The organism is Psychrobacter sp. H8-1, from assembly GCF_904846575.1.
GTDB classification, from domain to species: domain Bacteria; phylum Pseudomonadota; class Gammaproteobacteria; order Pseudomonadales; family Moraxellaceae; genus Psychrobacter; species Psychrobacter fulvigenes.
On the sequence record NZ_CAJHBG010000001.1, the window covers coordinates 443,631 to 461,970 of the forward strand.

15 protein-coding genes and 2 pseudogenes are annotated in these 18,340 nt (G+C 42.4%); 11 read left to right on the top strand and 6 right to left on the bottom strand.

Annotated features, from left to right (window positions below):
- The first annotated feature begins 49 nt into the window (after positions 1–49).
- The 4 genes and pseudogenes from JMY01_RS01860 to JMY01_RS01875 all read left to right on the top strand — a co-directional run bounded on the left by JMY01_RS01860 (position 50) and on the right by JMY01_RS01875 (position 2,850).
- Positions 50–750, top strand: a pseudogene (locus JMY01_RS01860) (IS1 family transposase).
- A gap of 673 nt (positions 751–1,423) precedes the next feature.
- A complete protein-coding gene (locus tag JMY01_RS01865) occupies positions 1,424–1,570 on the top strand; it encodes a hypothetical protein (RefSeq protein ID WP_201573981.1) in 147 nt (48 codons plus the stop codon).
- Positions 1,571–1,613: 43 nt separating this feature from the next.
- Positions 1,614–1,922 carry a helix-turn-helix domain-containing protein gene (locus tag JMY01_RS01870; protein ID WP_201573982.1) on the top strand — a complete coding sequence of 103 codons (309 nt, stop codon included), beginning with the start codon at positions 1,614–1,616 and terminating at the stop codon, positions 1,920–1,922.
- Positions 1,897–2,850, top strand: coding sequence for a reverse transcriptase family protein (locus JMY01_RS01875; RefSeq protein ID WP_201573983.1), 954 nt, complete (start codon positions 1,897–1,899; stop codon positions 2,848–2,850). The genes JMY01_RS01870 and JMY01_RS01875 overlap by 26 nt, the downstream gene beginning before the upstream one ends.
- A gap of 116 nt (positions 2,851–2,966) precedes the next feature.
- Here the strand turns inward: JMY01_RS01875 and JMY01_RS14400 are convergent.
- The 4 genes and pseudogenes from JMY01_RS14400 to metH all read right to left on the bottom strand — a co-directional run.
- A pseudogene (locus tag JMY01_RS14400) lies at positions 2,967–3,080 on the bottom strand (vitamin B12 dependent-methionine synthase activation domain-containing protein); the annotation flags it as partial.
- Entirely contained in the window at positions 3,081–3,476 is a 396-nt protein-coding gene (locus tag JMY01_RS01885) for a type II toxin-antitoxin system VapC family toxin (protein WP_201573984.1), read from the bottom strand.
- Positions 3,473–3,709: a hypothetical protein gene (locus JMY01_RS01890; RefSeq protein WP_201573985.1), complete on the bottom strand. Its 237-nt coding sequence runs from the start codon at positions 3,707–3,709 to the stop codon at positions 3,473–3,475. Before JMY01_RS01890 ends, JMY01_RS01885 begins: the two co-directional genes overlap by 4 nt.
- Positions 3,710–3,824: 115 nt before the next feature.
- Positions 3,825–7,604 carry a methionine synthase gene (gene metH, locus JMY01_RS01895; RefSeq protein WP_201573986.1) on the bottom strand — a complete coding sequence of 1,260 codons (3,780 nt, stop codon included), beginning with the start codon at positions 7,602–7,604 and terminating at the stop codon, positions 3,825–3,827.
- Positions 7,605–8,272: 668 nt separating this feature from the next.
- Between metH and JMY01_RS01900 the strand changes: the two genes are divergently transcribed.
- Both JMY01_RS01900 and JMY01_RS01905 read left to right on the top strand, forming a co-directional pair.
- Entirely contained in the window at positions 8,273–8,863 is a 591-nt protein-coding gene (locus JMY01_RS01900) for a fasciclin domain-containing protein (protein WP_201573987.1), read from the top strand.
- A gap of 94 nt (positions 8,864–8,957) precedes the next feature.
- The gene (locus tag JMY01_RS01905; protein WP_201573988.1) at positions 8,958–9,584 is read left to right on the top strand and encodes a fasciclin domain-containing protein; all 627 of its coding nucleotides are present in this window, start codon (positions 8,958–8,960) and stop codon (positions 9,582–9,584) included.
- Positions 9,585–9,899: 315 nt separating this feature from the next.
- Here JMY01_RS01905 and JMY01_RS01910 read toward each other — a convergent pair whose 3' ends face one another.
- Positions 9,900–11,462: a sodium:alanine symporter family protein gene (locus JMY01_RS01910; RefSeq protein ID WP_201573989.1), complete on the bottom strand. Its 1,563-nt coding sequence runs from the start codon at positions 11,460–11,462 to the stop codon at positions 9,900–9,902.
- Between the two features lie 995 nt (positions 11,463–12,457).
- Here JMY01_RS01910 and JMY01_RS01915 point away from each other — a divergent pair.
- The 4 genes from JMY01_RS01915 to JMY01_RS01930 all read left to right on the top strand — a co-directional run bounded on the left by JMY01_RS01915 (position 12,458) and on the right by JMY01_RS01930 (position 16,335).
- Positions 12,458–13,069 carry a LemA family protein gene (locus JMY01_RS01915; protein ID WP_201573990.1) on the top strand — a complete coding sequence of 204 codons (612 nt, stop codon included), beginning with the start codon at positions 12,458–12,460 and terminating at the stop codon, positions 13,067–13,069.
- Positions 13,070–13,369: 300 nt separating this feature from the next.
- Positions 13,370–14,542, top strand: a complete 1,173-nt coding sequence (locus tag JMY01_RS01920) for a YgcG family protein (protein WP_201573991.1) — start codon at positions 13,370–13,372, stop codon at positions 14,540–14,542.
- 142 nt (positions 14,543–14,684) lie between these two features.
- The gene (locus JMY01_RS01925) at positions 14,685–15,215 is read left to right on the top strand and encodes a TPM domain-containing protein (protein WP_201573992.1); all 531 of its coding nucleotides are present in this window, start codon (positions 14,685–14,687) and stop codon (positions 15,213–15,215) included.
- 109 nt (positions 15,216–15,324) lie between these two features.
- A complete protein-coding gene (locus JMY01_RS01930) occupies positions 15,325–16,335 on the top strand; it encodes an adenosine deaminase (RefSeq protein WP_201577052.1) in 1,011 nt (336 codons plus the stop codon).
- Here the strand turns inward: JMY01_RS01930 and JMY01_RS01935 are convergent.
- Positions 16,298–17,122 carry an NAD-dependent deacylase gene (locus tag JMY01_RS01935; RefSeq protein WP_201573993.1) on the bottom strand — a complete coding sequence of 275 codons (825 nt, stop codon included), beginning with the start codon at positions 17,120–17,122 and terminating at the stop codon, positions 16,298–16,300. The genes JMY01_RS01930 and JMY01_RS01935 overlap by 38 nt on opposite strands.
- A gap of 35 nt (positions 17,123–17,157) precedes the next feature.
- Here JMY01_RS01935 and JMY01_RS01940 point away from each other — a divergent pair, with 35 nt between their 5' ends.
- On the top strand, positions 17,158–17,526 hold the full coding sequence (locus tag JMY01_RS01940) for a hypothetical protein (RefSeq protein ID WP_201573994.1): 369 nt from the start codon (positions 17,158–17,160) through the stop codon (positions 17,524–17,526).
- Positions 17,527–18,340: the final 814 nt, after the last annotated feature.

Consider the following 18,340-nt stretch of genomic DNA (forward strand, 5'->3'; position numbering starts at 1 on the left):
AGGGAATAAAGGAGGGTGACAGCCGAAGCAAGATGATATATTTGAGGTTATGAAGACACAAATACAGATCAATTGCCCCGACTGTCACAGTCTTAGTCTAAAGAAAAATGGTATAAAAAGCTATGGTAAGCAGAACTATCAATGTAAGGACTGTAAACGCCAATTTATTGGCGATCATGCGATAACCTATAACGGCTGTCACTCTAGAATAGAAGACATCATACGACTGATGACTGTCCGAGGTTGTGGTGTTAGAGACATAGCAGTTATAGCCAAGGTTAGTATTGGAAAAGTGCTTAGCACCATAGGCTCATCCATTTACAAGATTGTACCTAGAAGCGCTACTATGAACGCTTAGAGGTTGATGAGTTCTGGACTTACGTATATCGCAAGAAACGTAAAGTGTGGCTCATCTACGCTTATGACCGTGCTACTAATGAGATTGTCGCTTATGTCTGGGGCAAACGTGACCTAAAAACGGCTAAGAAGTTAAGAGCACGTTTAAAGCAGCTTACAGTCAGCTATGGCTCTATCAGTATGGACAACTGGGACAGTTTTATAACCGCCTTTAAAAGTGATAACAAACGAATTGGTAAACAGCATACGATAGGGATTGAAGGCAATAACTGTCGTCTTAGACACCGATTGCGTCGGGCGGTTAGAAAGACTTGTTGCTTCTCAAAAAAGCTTGATAATCACTTTAAAGTATTCGATCTGGTGTTCTTTTATGTCAATTATGGCTACGTCTGATGCCAGCATACTTTTTAGAACACCACCAATAATAAATGAATTTTTCTATAAAAAAGGTTCGGGTAGGTTGGGCGGAGCTTGCGACCCCCAACATTTTTGGTTCATAAATTGTTGGGTCTCGTGCCTCGACACCAACCTACAAAAAACCAAACCTTCAAATAGCATATGCACTGCAAAATTTGGCGTAGGGTACGTTCCACGCACCAATTTATAAATTGTCACTGTCAAAGGTGCATGAAGCACACCTTACAACATTTATGCTTTAGCTCAGCTATATATTATACAAGGACAGCCATAGCACGTAGATTTCTAACTTAATACTATATGTACTTAAATAGTAAAATTCGCTATTTGCTAATATTTATTTCGCTATAAGCGAAATAAATATTGATTAACCTTTCTCTTAATTGTATAATCTTGAATGTTAGTTGATGTACAGACGAATAACTCATCATGAATATTAGGTAAAATTTTACCTGCGGAGAATTAGTTTTCTCTACCTCCTACTGGGCTCATGCGTTCTCGACTCGACGTATTACAATGGTTCGGTATGGTGCTTGCTTGCAATGAGAGCAAGCAAGCACCTGTAAGGATTGACCGCTGATTAAGTCTATTTTTCTAGTTGCGATGAGGATACTAGTAATTCCACTAGTATCGACTAGGAGAAAACGTTATGAAAGAATCAACTGATAATCAGCACCCGCCTAAGAAAAGTAAAAAATGGTCTAAAAGATTTCCTTTTTGGTTATTAGAAGCTTTTAAGGTTATATCAAGTATCCTCAATATTTTTAAATTTATTGAAAAATTCTTTGATGAGTAGCCCTTAGGCGTTGTCCTTAACAGTTTTGTTATGGAGTCTAATCATGCTTAATAATGCATTAAAAAAAATCCGTTTGTTTCACAATATGAAGCAAAATGAGCTTTCTCAACAACTTAACATTTCTAACTCTTATCTTTCTGAAATCGAAAGTGGCAAAAAGTCTCCAAGCATTGAGCTTTTACAGAATTATGCAGTTATCTTTGATATACCTGTCTCTTCTCTCTTGTATTTCTCAGAGCAACTAGAAAGTGAAGGTAAAATATCTAAGAGCTTTAGAATAAAATCAGCAGGCTTTATTTTAAAGTTGTTGGACTGGAGTATTAAAAATGAGCAAAAAGAAGGTAAAGGCTAATAAAATTTACTCTTTGAACCAATGTAGGCTATATAAAGTTACAAGCTTGAAAAAACTCTGCTCAATTCTTAAAATAACTGAAGAAGAGCTAAGTTTATTGGTTGAGAGTTATGAAAATAGCGATTTTTATAATTGTTATATCAACAAAGATGGACGTCCAATCCAAGAACCTAAAAAACTGATGTATCGTGTACACAATCGAATAGCTAACTTATTATCAAGAATTGAAACACCTGAGTATGTCCACTATTCAAAAAAAGGACACTCCCATATTAGTAATGCCGAAGTTCATTTACACTCAAAGCAACTGATGACCTTTGATATTAAGTCTTATTATTCAAATATAAGTAGTGAATCAATAAGAGTATTCTTTAGACATAAATTACAGTGCGAGCAAGATATAGCGTACCTCTTGTCAAAATTATGTACTCTTAATGGCTCACTACCTACAGGCAGTCAGATTAGTGTCTATCTATGTAATTTGGTAAATTTAGATATGTTCGATGAAATGAAGCTACAATGTGAAATGTTTGAGCAGAAATTTACGGTTTATGCTGATGATATAACGATATCAGGAAAGTCTGTAAATAAAAGTCACTACAACGTAATGAGTAAGATTTTAGAGCGTCATGGTTATGAAATTAAAGAAAGCAAAACTAAACGATTTACTTCAAACGAAATTCCAGTTGTCACAGGTATAGCTCTTAAAAAAACTTCAGACGTTAAGAATAGCTTTTATATGGAGCTAAGGCAGTTATGTGAAGGTATCGATATTCATATAGATGATGCATCTTATGCTCAACTCAAGGATGAGTATTACTCTCTTAAAGGCAAAGCTCAATATGTAAAACAATTAAATCAAAAGATACCAAAGTTCGTATTTCAAACTCAAGCTAAGTTAGAAAAGAAACTTGAGGGTCAGCTCTAACTTATTATCAACAATGACATTGTTTCCCATACGTACTAGGACTAATAAAAAATAGAACTTCCTACTAGAAGTAAACTTTTGTATAAACAGCATTAAATCTATATATTCAGATTCAATCAATTCTTATCTATTTTGATATTCAAATCCTTACAGGCAGCATAATCCTCCAACTGGTCGCGGTCGATTTTACCGACGTTGAAGTATTCGCTATCCGGATGCGAGTAATAAAACTAAAACCAGTCAACAATTTGTAAACCCTCTACACGTTCAAACTCTTTTGTATTATGCGTTACTAAAGTGGCATTGTTAGCAAGCGCACAACCTGCAACTTGAATGTCATAAGGACCGATAGGTTTGCCCTGACGCTCAAGTGTTGCTCGAATCTGTGCTGCCACTTCTGCCTCTCTGCGACCAAACGATAAGATTTGAACTTGCTCTAATAGGGTAGATAATTGAGCCAGACGTTTAGCAGGATGAGTAGATTTTTGGATTCCGACGTTTAGCTCGTAGAGAACAATAGTAGGAATAATAATCTCATACGGGTCACAGGCATAAAGATGCGAGGCAACTTGCCCCGCACCTTTGAAAAAGTAAATCAGCGTATTGGTATCTAAAACATAGCTCATAAAGGCTCACGCTCGGCATCATCCCCTTGAGCACCCCGAATCTCATCCAAACTCGGAAAGTCCGTCCAGCTGCCAGCCAGTGCTTTGACTTCTGGCGACCAGTCTTGATGCTGTTTAACCTGACGCTCAACGAATTGGCTTAACCAAAGACTGGGTGGTAAGTTTTCAGCCTGCGCCATCTCATAAATAATGGCTTGAACCTCTTCATCGAGCGTTAACGTAATTTTTTGCATCTGCTTACCCCTTATCTCTATTTAAGGATATAGGATCATATTAGCAGACTTCATTGTCTAATGCTGTGCAATACCTGCGACAAATAAAGTCTGCCAATAGAGATTTTGTAGCGGTCTACAAATTCGGATTTAACCACTTCTCAGCAGTCTTCATGTCCCAGCCTTTACGCTCAGCATAGCTCTCTAACTGATCAGTACTGATTTTACCAACGTTAAAGTATTCACTATCAGGATGCGAGTAATAAAAGCCACTGACCGAGGACGCAGGCCACATTGCATAGCTTTCCGTCAATCTCGTACCGATAGCCTCAACCGTACCGAGCCAGTCAAACAGTTTGCCTTTTTCCGTATGCTCAGGACAGGCAGGGTAGCCCGGTGCAGGACGAATACCGACATATTTTTCTTTGATGAGGTCTTCATTGGTGAGGGTCTCATCAGCCTGATAGCCCCAATAGTCTTTACGAATCAGCTCATGCAGATGCTCGGCAAAGGCTTCGGCTAAGCGGTCAGACAAAGCCTGTACCATAATGGCGTTATAATCATCGCCTGCCTCTTTGTACTTTTCAGCGAGCGCTTCTGTACCCGCTATAGAGACGGTAAAGCCGCCAAGATAGTCAGTATGGCTATCTGATGGCGAGATAAAATCCGCCAAGCTAAAGTTCGGCTTGCCACTGGCTTTATCCGACTGTTGACGCAAATGCTCAAACTGATAAGTCGGTTTGCCATCATTAGCGGGATCATTATCATAGACAGTGACCGTATCTGCGCTAGTGCGCTTGGCTGGCATCAGTTTAAACACACCCTTGGCAACGATTAACTTTTCATCAATCATCTTTTGCAGCATGTCTTCTGCATTATCAAACAAATCACGTGCGGCTTCGCCAACCACATCGTCTTGCAAGATTTTCGGATATTTACCTGCCAGACCCCAAGAGATAAAGAAGGGTGTCCAGTCGATATAAGGCAGTAGGTTGGTAATTGGATAATCGTCAAATATCACTTGGCCTAGGGTGTTAGGTACAGGCGGTACATAATTTTCCCAGTCATCCTTAAAGCCGAGCTTGATAGATTCGGCATAAGACAGCTTTGCCGCTTTTGGTTGGCGTTTGGCGAGACGCTCACGGACTGTTATGTACTCTTCGCGGGTTTCATCAATCAAGCCTTGACGGTGCTCTTTCGAGAGCAGCTTAGTCACTACGCCCACCGAACGTGAGGCATCCGCTACATAGATAACGCCACTGTTTTGATATTGTGGTTCTACTTTGACAGCCGTATGGGCTTTAGAGGTCGTTGCTCCGCCGATCATCAATGGCAGGTTCATGCCGCGCTCTTGCATTTGCTTGGCGACATAGACCATCTCATCAAGGCTTGGGGTAATCAAACCAGATAAACCAATGATATCGACCTTTTCAGCAATAGCAGTATCGAGGATTTTTTCACAGGGAACCATTACGCCCAAGTCGACGATGTCATAGCCATTACAGCCGAGTACCACACCGACGATATTTTTACCGATGTCATGGACGTCGCCTTTGACAGTCGCCATGAGGATTTTACCTTTGACCTCACCCTCGACTTTTTCCGCTTCGATGTATGGGTTTAGCCAGGCCACCGATTGCTTCATCACACGTGCAGACTTCACTACTTGCGGTAAGAACATTTTACCCGCGCCAAATAAATCACCGACGATGTTCATGCCGTCCATCAGTGGCCCTTCGATGACCTCTAGTGGTTTCGGGTATTTCTCCCATGCTTCTTTGGTATCCGCTTCGATAAAGGTGGTGATACCTTTTACCAGTGCATGAGCGATGCGCTCTTCGACCGTGCCTTCGCGCCAGCTCATATCGACAGTGCTGTCTTTTTTCTTCCCATCTCCTTGGAAACTCTCAGCGACGGTCATCAAGCGTTCGGTCGCGTCTTGCCCCGTCTCGCCTTGGTTGCGATTGAGCATCACATCTTCGATTGCATCGCGTGCTTCTTTCGGGATGTCGTCATATATCTCCAGCATGGCAGGGTTGACGATACCCATCGTCAGGCCATTTTGAATCGCATGATAGAGGAATACCGAGTTGATGGCTTCACGAATCGGATTACCACGGAAGCTAAACGAGACGTTAGATACGCCGCCCGATACCATCGCATTGGGTAGGTTTTCAGTGATCCAGCGCGTGGCATTGATAAAGTCAGCGCCGTAGTTATTGTGCTCAGTGATACCTGTAGCGACCGCAAAAACGTTGGGGTCAAAGATGATATCCTCAGACGGGAAGCCAACTTCGTTGACCAGTACGTCATAGCTGCGCTGACAGATCTGGATTTTGCGCTCAAAGGTGTCTGCTTGTCCGTCTTCATCAAAGGCCATAACGATGACTGCGGCACCGTAGCGCATACAGAGCTTGGCATGTTCGACGAACTCATCGTAGCCTTCTTTTAAGGAGATAGAGTTGACGACACATTTACCTTGCGTACGCTTCAGGCCTTCTTCGATGATGTCCCATTTAGATGAGTCTAGCATCAAGGGTACACGGCTAATATCAGGCTCACCAGAGACCAAGTTGACGAAATGAATCATCGCTTGCTTGGAGTCGAGCATGCCCTCATCCATGTTGATATCGACGATTTGTGCGCCGCCCTCAACCTGATCACGGGCGACATCGAGTGCTTCGGTATAGGCTTCGGTTTTAATCAACCGTAAGAATTTCTTCGAGCCAGTGACGTTGGTACGCTCACCGACGTTGACGAATAAGCTATCAGAAGTGATGTTAAATGGCTCAAGCCCAGACAGACGACAAGCAGGTGCTATTTCAGGAATCTCGCGCGGTGGGTAGTTTGCCACCATGTTGGCGATTTGGCGGATATGCTCAGGCGTTGTACCGCAGCAGCCGCCGACGATGTTTAAGATACCTGCTTTGGCAAAGCCTTCTAGCAGGGCAGTGGTTTCTTCGGCAGTTTCATCGTATTCACCAAACTCATTCGGCAGACCCGCATTTGGATGCGCAGAAACATAAGTATTGGCGATATTAGACAGCGTTTGGATATGCGGGCGCAGCGCATCAGCACCGAGCGCACAGTTGAAGCCAACAGATAACGGCTTGGCATGGCGAATCGAGTTATAAAACGCTTCAGCTGTTTGACCAGATAGCGTACGGCCTGAGGCATCGGTAATTGTACCCGAAATCATAATCGGTAATTCGAAGCCGATATCATCGAATACGCCAGTGATGGCAAATATCGCTGCTTTAGCATTAAGCGTATCAAATATGGTCTCAATCAAGATGATATCGACACCGCCTTCTATCAGCGCCAGCGTCGCTTCACGATAGTTCAGCACCAGCTCATCAAAAGTAATGTTACGAAAGGCAGGGTCATTGACATCAGGGGATAGCGAGCAAGTACGAGACGTTGGGCCAACGACTCCAGCGACGAAGCGTGGCTTGTCAGGGGTCTTAGCAGTAAATTCATCAGCAGCTTCGCGGGCAATCTTGGCCGCAGTCTTGTTCAGCTCTGGCACCAGATATTCCATATCGTAGTCAGACATCGATAGGCGCGTGCCATTAAAGGTATTGGTCTCGATGATATCTGCACCAGCCGTTAGGTGGTCACTGTGAATCTCTTTAATCATGTGCGGCTGTGTTAGCACAAGCAAATCGTTATTGCCACGCACGTCTTGGCTAATATCGGCAAAGCGCTCGCCGCGATAGTCCGCTTCTTCTAGCTTATAGTTCTGAATATGCGTACCCATCGCGCCATCAAGCATAAGGATGCGCTTTTGCATTTGCTCAACGATTCGGGCGCGTGCGCTTAGTTGCTGTTCTTTAAAAGGGAACACAGCAGGTGGTGTTAGGACAAAGCCATCGACAGCTTGAGGAGAGGTTGGAGAAGTCGTCTTTTGCGTCATGGGAACACTGCTTATATTATCAATATTGAATGAAAGGAAAAACGTTAAAAGCCATACTAAAAGTTATAAAAATGATAAAAACATAGAGGCACAAATCTGCAATATTCTAGCATGAAAACTGCGTCTCTCTGAGTGATGTCGCTATCCATGCTTGGCAATAACCAAACAAGACATCAATCTACTGTTTGCGTGACGTATTCTGTCACTACTCTATTATCACAATACTCGACCTTGCGTTAGATATGCTTATGCTAGGCTTGGGTTTTATCGTTAACTCGCTGATTATAAATGAAATTATATTAAGTTTCTAAAAAACGATACTGTACTTATAAAACTGACAAAACTTACAAGTTGGTGACAAAAAGCGCGTAAAAGCAAATAGTTAAAGTTTTTTTATATGCTAACTTGATTTTACTAGATTTGTTCTTTTATAAGCATTGTTTACAAATGGCTAGCTATTGGTAGTCAATCAATTATCACAGGCAGTGGTTGAGAGTCATTTTTTAATTGCTGCTTTTTTAATAGTCTTATAAAAAAACCTGATTAAAGAAACCTGATTAAAGAAGCCTAGTTTTTCAAAAGTGCATAGGGGTTCTGACGAAAAACTTATTAGCCCATTTATCTGCTTACTTAAAAGCAATATACCTTTCATTATCAAGGATATGAATATGAAGTTTACCAAACTTGCAACCATTGGCACATTGGCAGTTTCAATCGCTGGCCTAAGCGCTTGTAATAACATGATGCCAAACAAAGATGCATCGACTAAAGCGACGACTCCCACTCAATCAGCACCAGCTCAAGTAGCATCAACTACGAGTAAACCTGTCGCTGAGATGAACGTGGTACAGATTGCTCAGAGTAATGCAGACTTTTCGCTATTGGTCGAAGCTGTGCAAGCAGCAGGTATCGCTGGTGCGCTCTCTGACCCTAATGCAAATTTCACTATTTTTGCACCAACCAACGCCGCCTTTGCACAAGTATTACAAGAGACTAACTTGAGTAAAGAGCAGCTGTTTGCCAACAAGCCGCTATTAACCAAAATATTAGGCTACCACGTGATCAGCGCCGAGATGCCAGTATATGCTAAAAATGTGCAGGCGGGCAATGTCATGATGCTAAGCGAAGATACATTGACTGTCACTCCGCAAGGTACATTGATGGATGAAAATGGCCGTATTGCTAACATTGTCAAAACCGATCTTGCCGCGACAAATGGCGTGGTACACGTGATTGATAAAGTGCTATTACCAAAATAAAGCTTAACAGCCAACAGATTGAAAACCCACATCTGGCTGTGATCTTAAATACTTTTTAGTCACAGCTAGTTCAAGTCAATATAAGGAAATACCTATGTTAAAGAAGAATTTATTATCTATCGCCGTTGTTACAGCAGCAGTCTCATTAGCAGCTTGTAATGACACCGAGACAGTGACTGAGCCAGTCGAGCCTGAAGCCACGACCGAAGTGATGACAGAGCCGATGGTCGATGCAGAACCTATGGTTGACGCTGAGCCTATGGCGGATACTGATATGGCAAATGCTGAAGTGATCGCTAACCAAAATATCACTGAACTTGCGGCTGGCAATGAAGACTTATCTACCTTAGTAGCAGCTTTGCAGGCCGCTGATCTTGACCAGACGCTAGCCTCTGATGGTCAATTCACGGTCTTTGCTCCGACCAATGACGCTTTTGCTAAGTTATTGGAAACTCTAGGTATCACGCAAGACGAGCTCTTAGCAGATAAAGAATTACTCACCAGCGTACTGACGTATCATGTTGTTCCTGATGCAGTGGTAAAAGCAGCAGATATTCCTTATGGTACTGACATCACGACCGTTAACGGTAAAGCCTTTATGATCAGTGATGCCAATGTCATTACTGCTGCCAACGGTGGCACTGCGAACATCGCAGCCACAGATATTATGGCGACAAATGGTGTGGTTCATGTTATCGATGCTGTCCTATTACCAGAGTAAATAAGCGCTACTAATTTAACTTAACGTATATAATTCATAAGCCCAGCCCTAAGCGCTGGGCTTATTTGTGTGTGGGAGCTTTTAACAATTAGCTATTAACAGATGATTAGCTTTTAACAGACAACTAACAGACGACTAAACAACTATATGGTGATAGGGTTTATGCATAAGTTATGGGAGTTAGACATACACTAGAAGCTAAGCAAAAATAGCAAACCACAAAAAAGCCCGTGATAGCTGTCACGGGCTTTTCTTGATTTTATTTCAGTACTATTGTCTGAAGGCTAGTAATACAGAGCTTTTAACAAAGTGCTATTACACTCTAGGCTCTTTATCTAGCGCTTCGCGCTTTAGCATTTCTTGCTCTTGTAGATGACGCTCTTCCCAATAAGTGGCATTTTTGATGCCGAACTTCTTAGGATCAAACGTGAATCTATTATAACTCGTACCACCACCAGCTTTGAGCTGTGCTTCATAGTCACGTAAAATATCAATGGCTGGGCGTGCTACAAAGAAGATAATGATAATACCAACAATGTTGAGCCATGCCATCAAGCCAACGCCAACATCGCCAAGTCCCCAGATGTAGCCTGAGCTATTAAGCGCACCATAAGCAACCATAAACATGATGACTAATTTTACGACAAACAGACCAACTTTAGACGCGCCCTTACCCATAGAGCGGGTGAGGTAGGAGATATTCACTTCAGCAATATAGTAGTACGCTAAGATGGTCGTAAAGGCAAAGAAGAATACGGCTACAGCAATAAAGGTATCACCAAAATTACCGTATACAGATTCCATCGCCATTTGGGTGAATGATGGTGAGTTAATCTCGATATCAGCGGCTACATTTTGGACGATGAATTGACCATCAGCCAGAGTGCCCTGAATGTTGTACATACCTGTAGATAAGATCATAAAGGCAGTAGCAGAACAAACTAAAAGCGTATCGACATAGACAGAGAACGCCTGAACCAAGCCTTGCTGTGCTGGATGATCAACAGCAGCTGCCGCAGCAGCGTGAGGGCCTGTACCTTGACCAGCTTCGTTGGAGTAAATACCACGTTTGACACCCCAACCGATTGCAGCACCGAAGCCTGCTTGTGCAGTAAAGGCATCACCGATGATCATACCGAATACTTGTGGGATCATGCTGAAGTTGGTAAACATGATAAGTAGCGCAAGTAAAATGTAACCCAACGCCATAAACGGTACGGCATATTCAGTAAAGGTCGCAATACGCTTAATACCACCAAAAATGATAAAGCCTAAAACAGCTAAGATAATGACCAATGCGAAAAGACGAGTTGAACCAACGTCCATGCCTGCTAAGTTGATGACTGAACCTTCACCAGCGACCTGAGCGACCGCGTTTATCACACCGTTTGCTTGTACGCCTGGTAAGAACACACCACACGCAATAATAGAAGCAATAGCAAATAAAATGCCATACCACTTTTGACCAAGTGCCCGCTCAAAATAATAAGCAGGGCCACCGCGATATTCGCCAGTGATGACATCGCGCTCTTTATAAATCTGACCGAGTGTGGACTCGACGTAAGCGGTAGAGGCACCTAAGAATGCCACAACCCACATCCAAAATACCGCACCTGGGCCACCGAAACCGATGGCAGCTGCGACCCCTGCGATGTTACCCATTCCCACGCGTCCTGCTAGTGAAACGGCAAGTGCCTGAAATGATGAGATACCATCGTTATCAGGCTTACCTCTAAATAGCAGTCTAAGCATCTCTTTGAACAGGCGCACTTGTACAAAGCGCGTCATAATAGAATAAAACAGACCTGCACCCAAGCACAGATAGATCAGTGCCGGACTCCAGATAATTGAGTTTGCTAAATTGACTAAACCTTCCATATTGTTATTCCTCAAACTATCTCAAAGTGCTGATATTCAGTATTGACAGGTTTCTAAACCGATATAGTCAATCCACTCTAACAACATCATTTTAAGCACTTAGGATAGATTGTAGTTGTCTATGTTTATCCGCTTGGCTGATCATCAACGCTACCAGCGTTCATGTAGATCTAGCTGCGGTCGCAATTCCTTTTGCCTTTCTGGTCATTACGGTATGATGACATGTCGCAATCAGAATAGGTAAATAATAAATAGCCCAGCGGATAAAACAGGTGGTTATTATAATTAAATACCAATCAATATACTGATAGCATTCAAACTAAAATTAGCCGCTTTGGTTGTGCTGATTGAGCGAAAATCCTTGAAGCTTATAGCATCCTACACGCTAGAGAGTTATAAACTAAGAAGGAAGTTTGCCAATCTATAAGGGGACTATACTAACTAAAAGATAAGTCCACTACTAATTGTATGCAAATCATACGGCTACGTAACTGCAATTTGCCATAATTTCATAGCAATTACTAGAGATTTTTATGATTATAGAGTGTTTAGTTTATTTATTTTTAAGTTAGTAAACAGATGTGTGGTTATAGGCTATTTTTCGACTAAAGCTAATCATAGTCAGCTCTTCGATGAGATGGTGTAAAATGGCGACCGAGGGTTACGATGCAAGAAAGTCTCACTAACGATGATAAGATGTGGAAGTATTAGCAAGTTAAGTTAAATGAGTCCTTTTGAGCCTCATAATTGGCTCAGTGGTTGTGTTTTGGTAACGGTGAATTGTAAAGCCACTACGATAACGCCATTATTAGCAGCATGGTTAGAGGTAAATGCTATTGCAAATATAAAACCTTGTATAGTCGATCCACTATAAAATTTATACCAGTAGCACGCTGTAAAAGCTGTACTCTTTTTATTTAGGACTCACTATATGGATAAGTAGTTCATTATTTTTTACTACCTAGAGATATTTATTTTTATTAGGAGAAACACATATGACGCGTAAATCTATTTTAAAACCCATGCTACTATCAGCAGTATTAGCAACATCAACAGTCGGCTTGACAGGTTGTGGCTATAACAATTTACAGGCGCAAGACGAGCAAGTAACCGCAGCTTGGTCAGAAGTAGTCAACCAATATCAGCGTCGTTCGGACTTGGTACCAAACTTGGTAAAAGTTGTGCAGCAGTATGCGGATCAAGAACAAGAAGTATTCACTCAAGTGGCCGAAGCGCGCTCGCGTGCAGGTAGCATTAACATAACGCCAGAAGTGCTCAATGACCCACAAGCGATGGAGCGTTATGCAGAAGCACAAGCGCAGATGGGCGGCGCGTTATCACGCTTGATGGCAGTCTCTGAACGCTATCCTGAGCTAAAGTCTGATGCTTTGTTCCAAGATTTGCAGGCGCAGCTAGAAGGCACTGAAAACCGCATTACCGTTGCACGTAATCGTTATATCCAAGAAGTACAGGGTTACAACACCACCGTACGTCAATTCCCAACCAATATCACGGCAAAAGTATTCGGTATGGATACCAAGCCAAACTTCAATGTAGATAATGAAGAAGCGATATCAACTGCCCCAACGGTTGATTTTGGTGAGTAGGTCTTAATGAAGTCATACAATAGGTATTGAACCCAAGATCAGCATCATGTAGCAAGTGTAGGTAGATAAAACTGCGTTATAAATGCGCTTTTCTTAGCTAATCTTATCAGCAGCTTTACTACCTGCATTATGGTTTTGTAAAAGCTTATCTAATACTGACTTATAATAGATGACGTTGGCTGTACAGTCCTAATGTGCATAAGAAAATGACTCTACACGTGATTAACCCGTGTGCATCAATGTCAGTAATACAGTGTGTAATAATTCGGTACGAGTGTCCCTCGAGGTGGTATAGGTCAGATGAATAACTCTAAAGCAATCATAACAGCATTACTCCTCACCCTGAGCGCTAGCAGTACGACAGCGTTGTATGCTGCTGCGGATGATATTGCTGTCGCGACTGACAGTAGCGCATCGAGCATGCAAAACCGTAGTGTTGAAGAATTAGTCGCTATCGCTAAAGCGGGTGAGGCTAATGAAGCCATTAATGATGCGGTACTTGGTAACGAGGCTATTAATGAGGCGATATTAGGGAATGAGGCGCTTAATCCTAATGCGGCAAATGCTGATTCTGCTAATAATAGTGCTGTGGATAATAACGCTGCTACTCAAGCGCCAGTCCAATCAACTGCCGCTGGGGTCACTGCCGATAAGCTGATTTTAAATAATCCTGTAGTTGATCAGGCTAATATTTTAAACCCGCAACAAAAATTGCGCCTTGAAACACAGCTTAGAAGTATTTATCAGCAAGGTTTGGCGCAAGCAGCGGTGGTTATCGTACCGACAACTGGCAACCTGCCTATCTTTGATTACTCTCTACAGGTGGCTGAAGAGTGGGGCTTAGGCGAAGCCGATACGGATGATGGTTTGCTTATACTGGCCGCCATCAATGATCGTAAGATATATATATTAACAGGCTATGGATTAGAAGGGGTTCTACCTGATGCGGCACTAAATCGCATTATCCGTGAAGACATTACGCCTTATTTTAAACAAAACGATTACGCATCAGGGCTGTTGGCTGGTATCAGCCGCATTGAGGAGCGTTTGCTAGCAGACCCTGAGGTGTTAGCTCAGTCCGACGCCTTAGCAGCCGAACGTAGTGCTCAACAAGGATCTGATGAGCTGCCAACCCCTGTTTTCTTGTTTATTATGGCGATGATATTTGGTAGCTTTATCACCAATATCTTTGGACGGGTCTTTGGCTCTATCATAACGGCAGGCGGGTTTTTTGCAGGTTCCTTAGCCTTGGGGGGCGGCTTCTTTATGACACTCATTATGGCCATATTTATCTGGATGTTCTTGATCTCTCGCGCCTCAGGTGGCGGCGGTCGTGGTGGACGCGGCGGTGGAGGTGGAATGGTATTCCTGCCGGGTATGGGCGGGGGTAGTAGTGGTGGCGGTTTTGGTAGTGGCGGCTTTGGCGGCGGCGGTGGCGGTTTTGGTGGTGGTGGTGCAGGCGGTTCGTGGTAACCTATCCACTGATGACAGCCAAATCAATGATGGTTGATGGTTCAGAACTAAAGAGTGCTCAGCACTAAAAATATAACCAATAAAAATGGTTCAATACCTATCAGATGACAGTCAGCAATAGCGCACTTGAGGATATAATATCATGGCACAAAACAACGCACCCACATCACAGGCAAGCCTTGCTCGTTGGTGGCGTCAAGTCTTGTTTGTTCCTATGCTGCACAGCAAATGGCTAACATCAGAGGCTAAGGCACGCCTCACGGCAAAAGTAACAGAGGCAGAGCGCGGCCATCGCGGCGAGGTGTTTTTGATTATAGAAAACCAGCTGCCCATTCAAGCTGCTTATCACATCGACTGCCGTGAGCGCGCCGTTGACTTGTTTAGCGAGTACCGCGTATGGGATACCGAAGAAAATACTGGCGTCTTAGTCTACGTCAACATCTGTGAGCATAAGTTAGAGATTGTCGCTGATCGTGGCATCAGCGCTCATGTGAGTCCCACAGTCTGGCAAGCGATGTGCGAAAAAGCAGTGGCAGGTATCGCCAATCAAAAAATGGAAGAAAGCTTAAGTGAATTGCTCGATGAAGTAGGGCAGTTGCTACGTCAGTATTATCACCTAGAGCATGATCCAGCAGGCAATGAGCTGTCGGATACGGTGGTGTTTTTAAAGTAGTTCTTTACTTTAGCTTCTTCTACTTTAGCTTTTAAAGTAACCTTTAAAACAGCTTCTAAAACGATTTTTAGAAGCTGTTTTAGATGACACATATATTAACGGGAATATGATGATTGATTTGATAAAAAAACTACCAAAAGCTGAGCTGCACTTACATATCGAAGGCTCATTAGACCCTGAGCTTATGTTCAGGTTGGCTAAGAAAAACAATATAGAGATTCCCTACAAAGACATCGAAGACGTGCGTAACGCCTATAACTTTACCAATCTACAGACCTTTTTAGACATCTATTATGCTGGTGCCAATGTGCTCATCACCAAAGATGATTTTTATGATTTGACGTGGGAGTACGTTCTGAAGTGCGTGGAAGACAACGTCATTCATACAGAAATATTCTTTGATCCACAGACACATACTGCAAGAGGTATTGCTTTTGAAACAGTGATAACAGGAATAAAAGAGGCTTTGGTTGATGCCAAAGAACAATACGGCATCACCTCTTGTATCATCATGTGCTTTTTGAGACATTTATCACAACAGGATGCTTTTGAGACGTTAGAACAAACTTTGGCATTTAAGGAAGACATCATAGGCGTCGGCCTTGATTCTTCAGAGCTGGGCAACCCGCCATCAAAATTCACAGAAGTATTCAAAAAAGCAAAAGATGAAGGCTTTAAATTGGTGGCTCATGCAGGTGAAGAGGCGGACTTTTCGTATATTTATGAAGCGTTAGATTTATTGGATATTAATAGAATAGATCATGGAGTGCAATCTATCCATAGCGCAGCGCTTATGCAAAGGCTAAAAGAAGAGCAAATACCGCTCACCGTCTGTCCCAACTCAAATATTGAATTAAAGGTTTTTGATACCTATAGTGAGCACAATATAAAAGAGCTTTTGGACTTCGGCTTAAATATCAGTGTCCATTCAGATGACCCTGCTTATTTCAAAGGCTATATCAATCAGAACTTTATTAATTTATATGAAAACCTACCCTTGTCAGAAGACGACATCATCACTTTGGTTAAAAACTCTTTTAGATCATCATTTATAGACGATGACCTAAAAGAAACGTACCTAGCTAAAGTTGATCTTGCGCTTGAGACGATAGCGCAGTGATTTGCTGCATTAATAAAGGCATGACCACTCCAGCGTTTGCAGCTAATGTAATATCAACGATGGTGTTAGGTGTTGGATCAGGGTTTATCTCGATAAGTTTTGCACCATTTTGTTTTGCCAAATGTGCTAGACCTGCAGCAGGATAGACCAAGCTTGATGTCCCTATACTGATAAACACCTCACAGTTGGCGGCGGCATCTTCTGCTGTCTGCCATGCTTGCTCGGGCAAAGACTCACCAAACCAAACAATATCAGGTCTGATATAACCACTGCAATGTTGACAATTTATTAATTCATCATCGAAGTTGAGAGCGGCTTTGCTACTGTCTGCAGCTTTTGTTTCATTCTCGAAAGCTGTACCACAGTCATGACAGCGGTTGCGCCATAGGTGACCATGCAGGTGCGTAACGCGACTACCAGCCTGTTCATGTAAGTCATCGACGTTTTGCGTGACTAAAGTGACGTTCTGCTTGTTTTTATCCGCGGCTTGTTGCCACTCGGCAAGAGCAAGGTGGGCTGGGTTGGGTTTTTTCTCATGCACTAGCTGTCTGCGCCACTGATACCATGACCAGACCAGCTTTGGGTCACGCTCGAAAGCAGTCGGTGTGGCCAAATCCTCAGCGCGATACTGCTGCCAGAGACCAGTCTGTTTGTCGCGAAAAGTAGGAATACCGCTTTCAGCCGATATACCAGCGCCAGTCAAGATACAAATACGTGATTGAGTATCCAGTAATTCAGCCGCACATTGCACTTCGGCTATTAACTTTAGTGACAATTCTGCTAACATGACATAACCCTTGCTAATAATGGAAATCTCTTCCTATGATAGACGGAATTTGGTGGCTTGTCATATTGTTGGCAGTAGTCGCGATACTGTGGATCGTGGCACATCTTCGCGGCAAAAAAGAAAGTAGCGCACATAATAATCAGACATTAATAAGTGCAAAATCGCTACCTAATGATGCTTTGCAAAAGACAGCAGCCCTACTCAAACGGCACTTTCCTAGTTACAGTGTCACTCGTAGGGCAAATCATTTACTCATTGCAAAACTGGATAAGAAGATTGCGATGATTACCATTGATAAAAGTGTTGCAGTAGGGCAGCGACGTTTGGGGGAAGTGCCTATTATCAACTATCATCGGGTACCTAATCGTGCGCAGCTGGCCGCAAGCCTGCAGTTTGCGGAATAAAGGGAGTAATATCAGAAAGGGTTTGAGTAAAGCGTAGAGTGGGCCGAGGGCTATTCTATGATGTTGAGAAGTATCTCAGTTTAAGGTCTTTTAGCGTCTTATTATGAGCCAAATAATGACGACAGTCCAAAACATAGATGCAACTGCCAATGCAGCCATATAAAAGATACTCATTACCTCTCCTGATCTTGGACTTGTCACATGACTGTTTAGGACTGGGAAGGTTAATAAACGTATGGCTTTGGCCTCATTGGCAGCATATGAGCTATTATGAAATTATCTTTTAAAAAGAACTTTTTAAATAATTTTTCATAAACTGCGAATGAGTATTAAGCGCAAAAATTAACGAGTTTAATTTAACGAAGCTTAGACGCTTTGTGTTATTAAAAGTGCTCAAAATGGTTTATCTTTTTACCTTGAACAGCCAAACGGTCATGAAAGCCCAAAAAGTGAATGCAATTGTCAATGCGGTGATATAGAAGACGTTCATGGTTCTTCCCTGTTATATATGATGTATAGTAAAAGTTTTACAGACTGTCAGACTTAAGTTCCCTATAAGTACATGACATGGCTAAAATAAATTTGTTGCCGCTTTGTGTCTTTATTTACTTAAGTAGTAGCAATTACTATGCCAACATCATAGATAAAAGGGGTGATACATAAATAAAGGGATAAATAATGCAAGTATTATCGCATGTTTTTAGATAAACGGTCTTTATATCAGACTAAAGGTTGCTACAGCGTATAGTATTTACTTCTGTATTGTTAAGCAACTGTTTTCATAAAATAATTGACGATGGTTCTGTTACTTAAG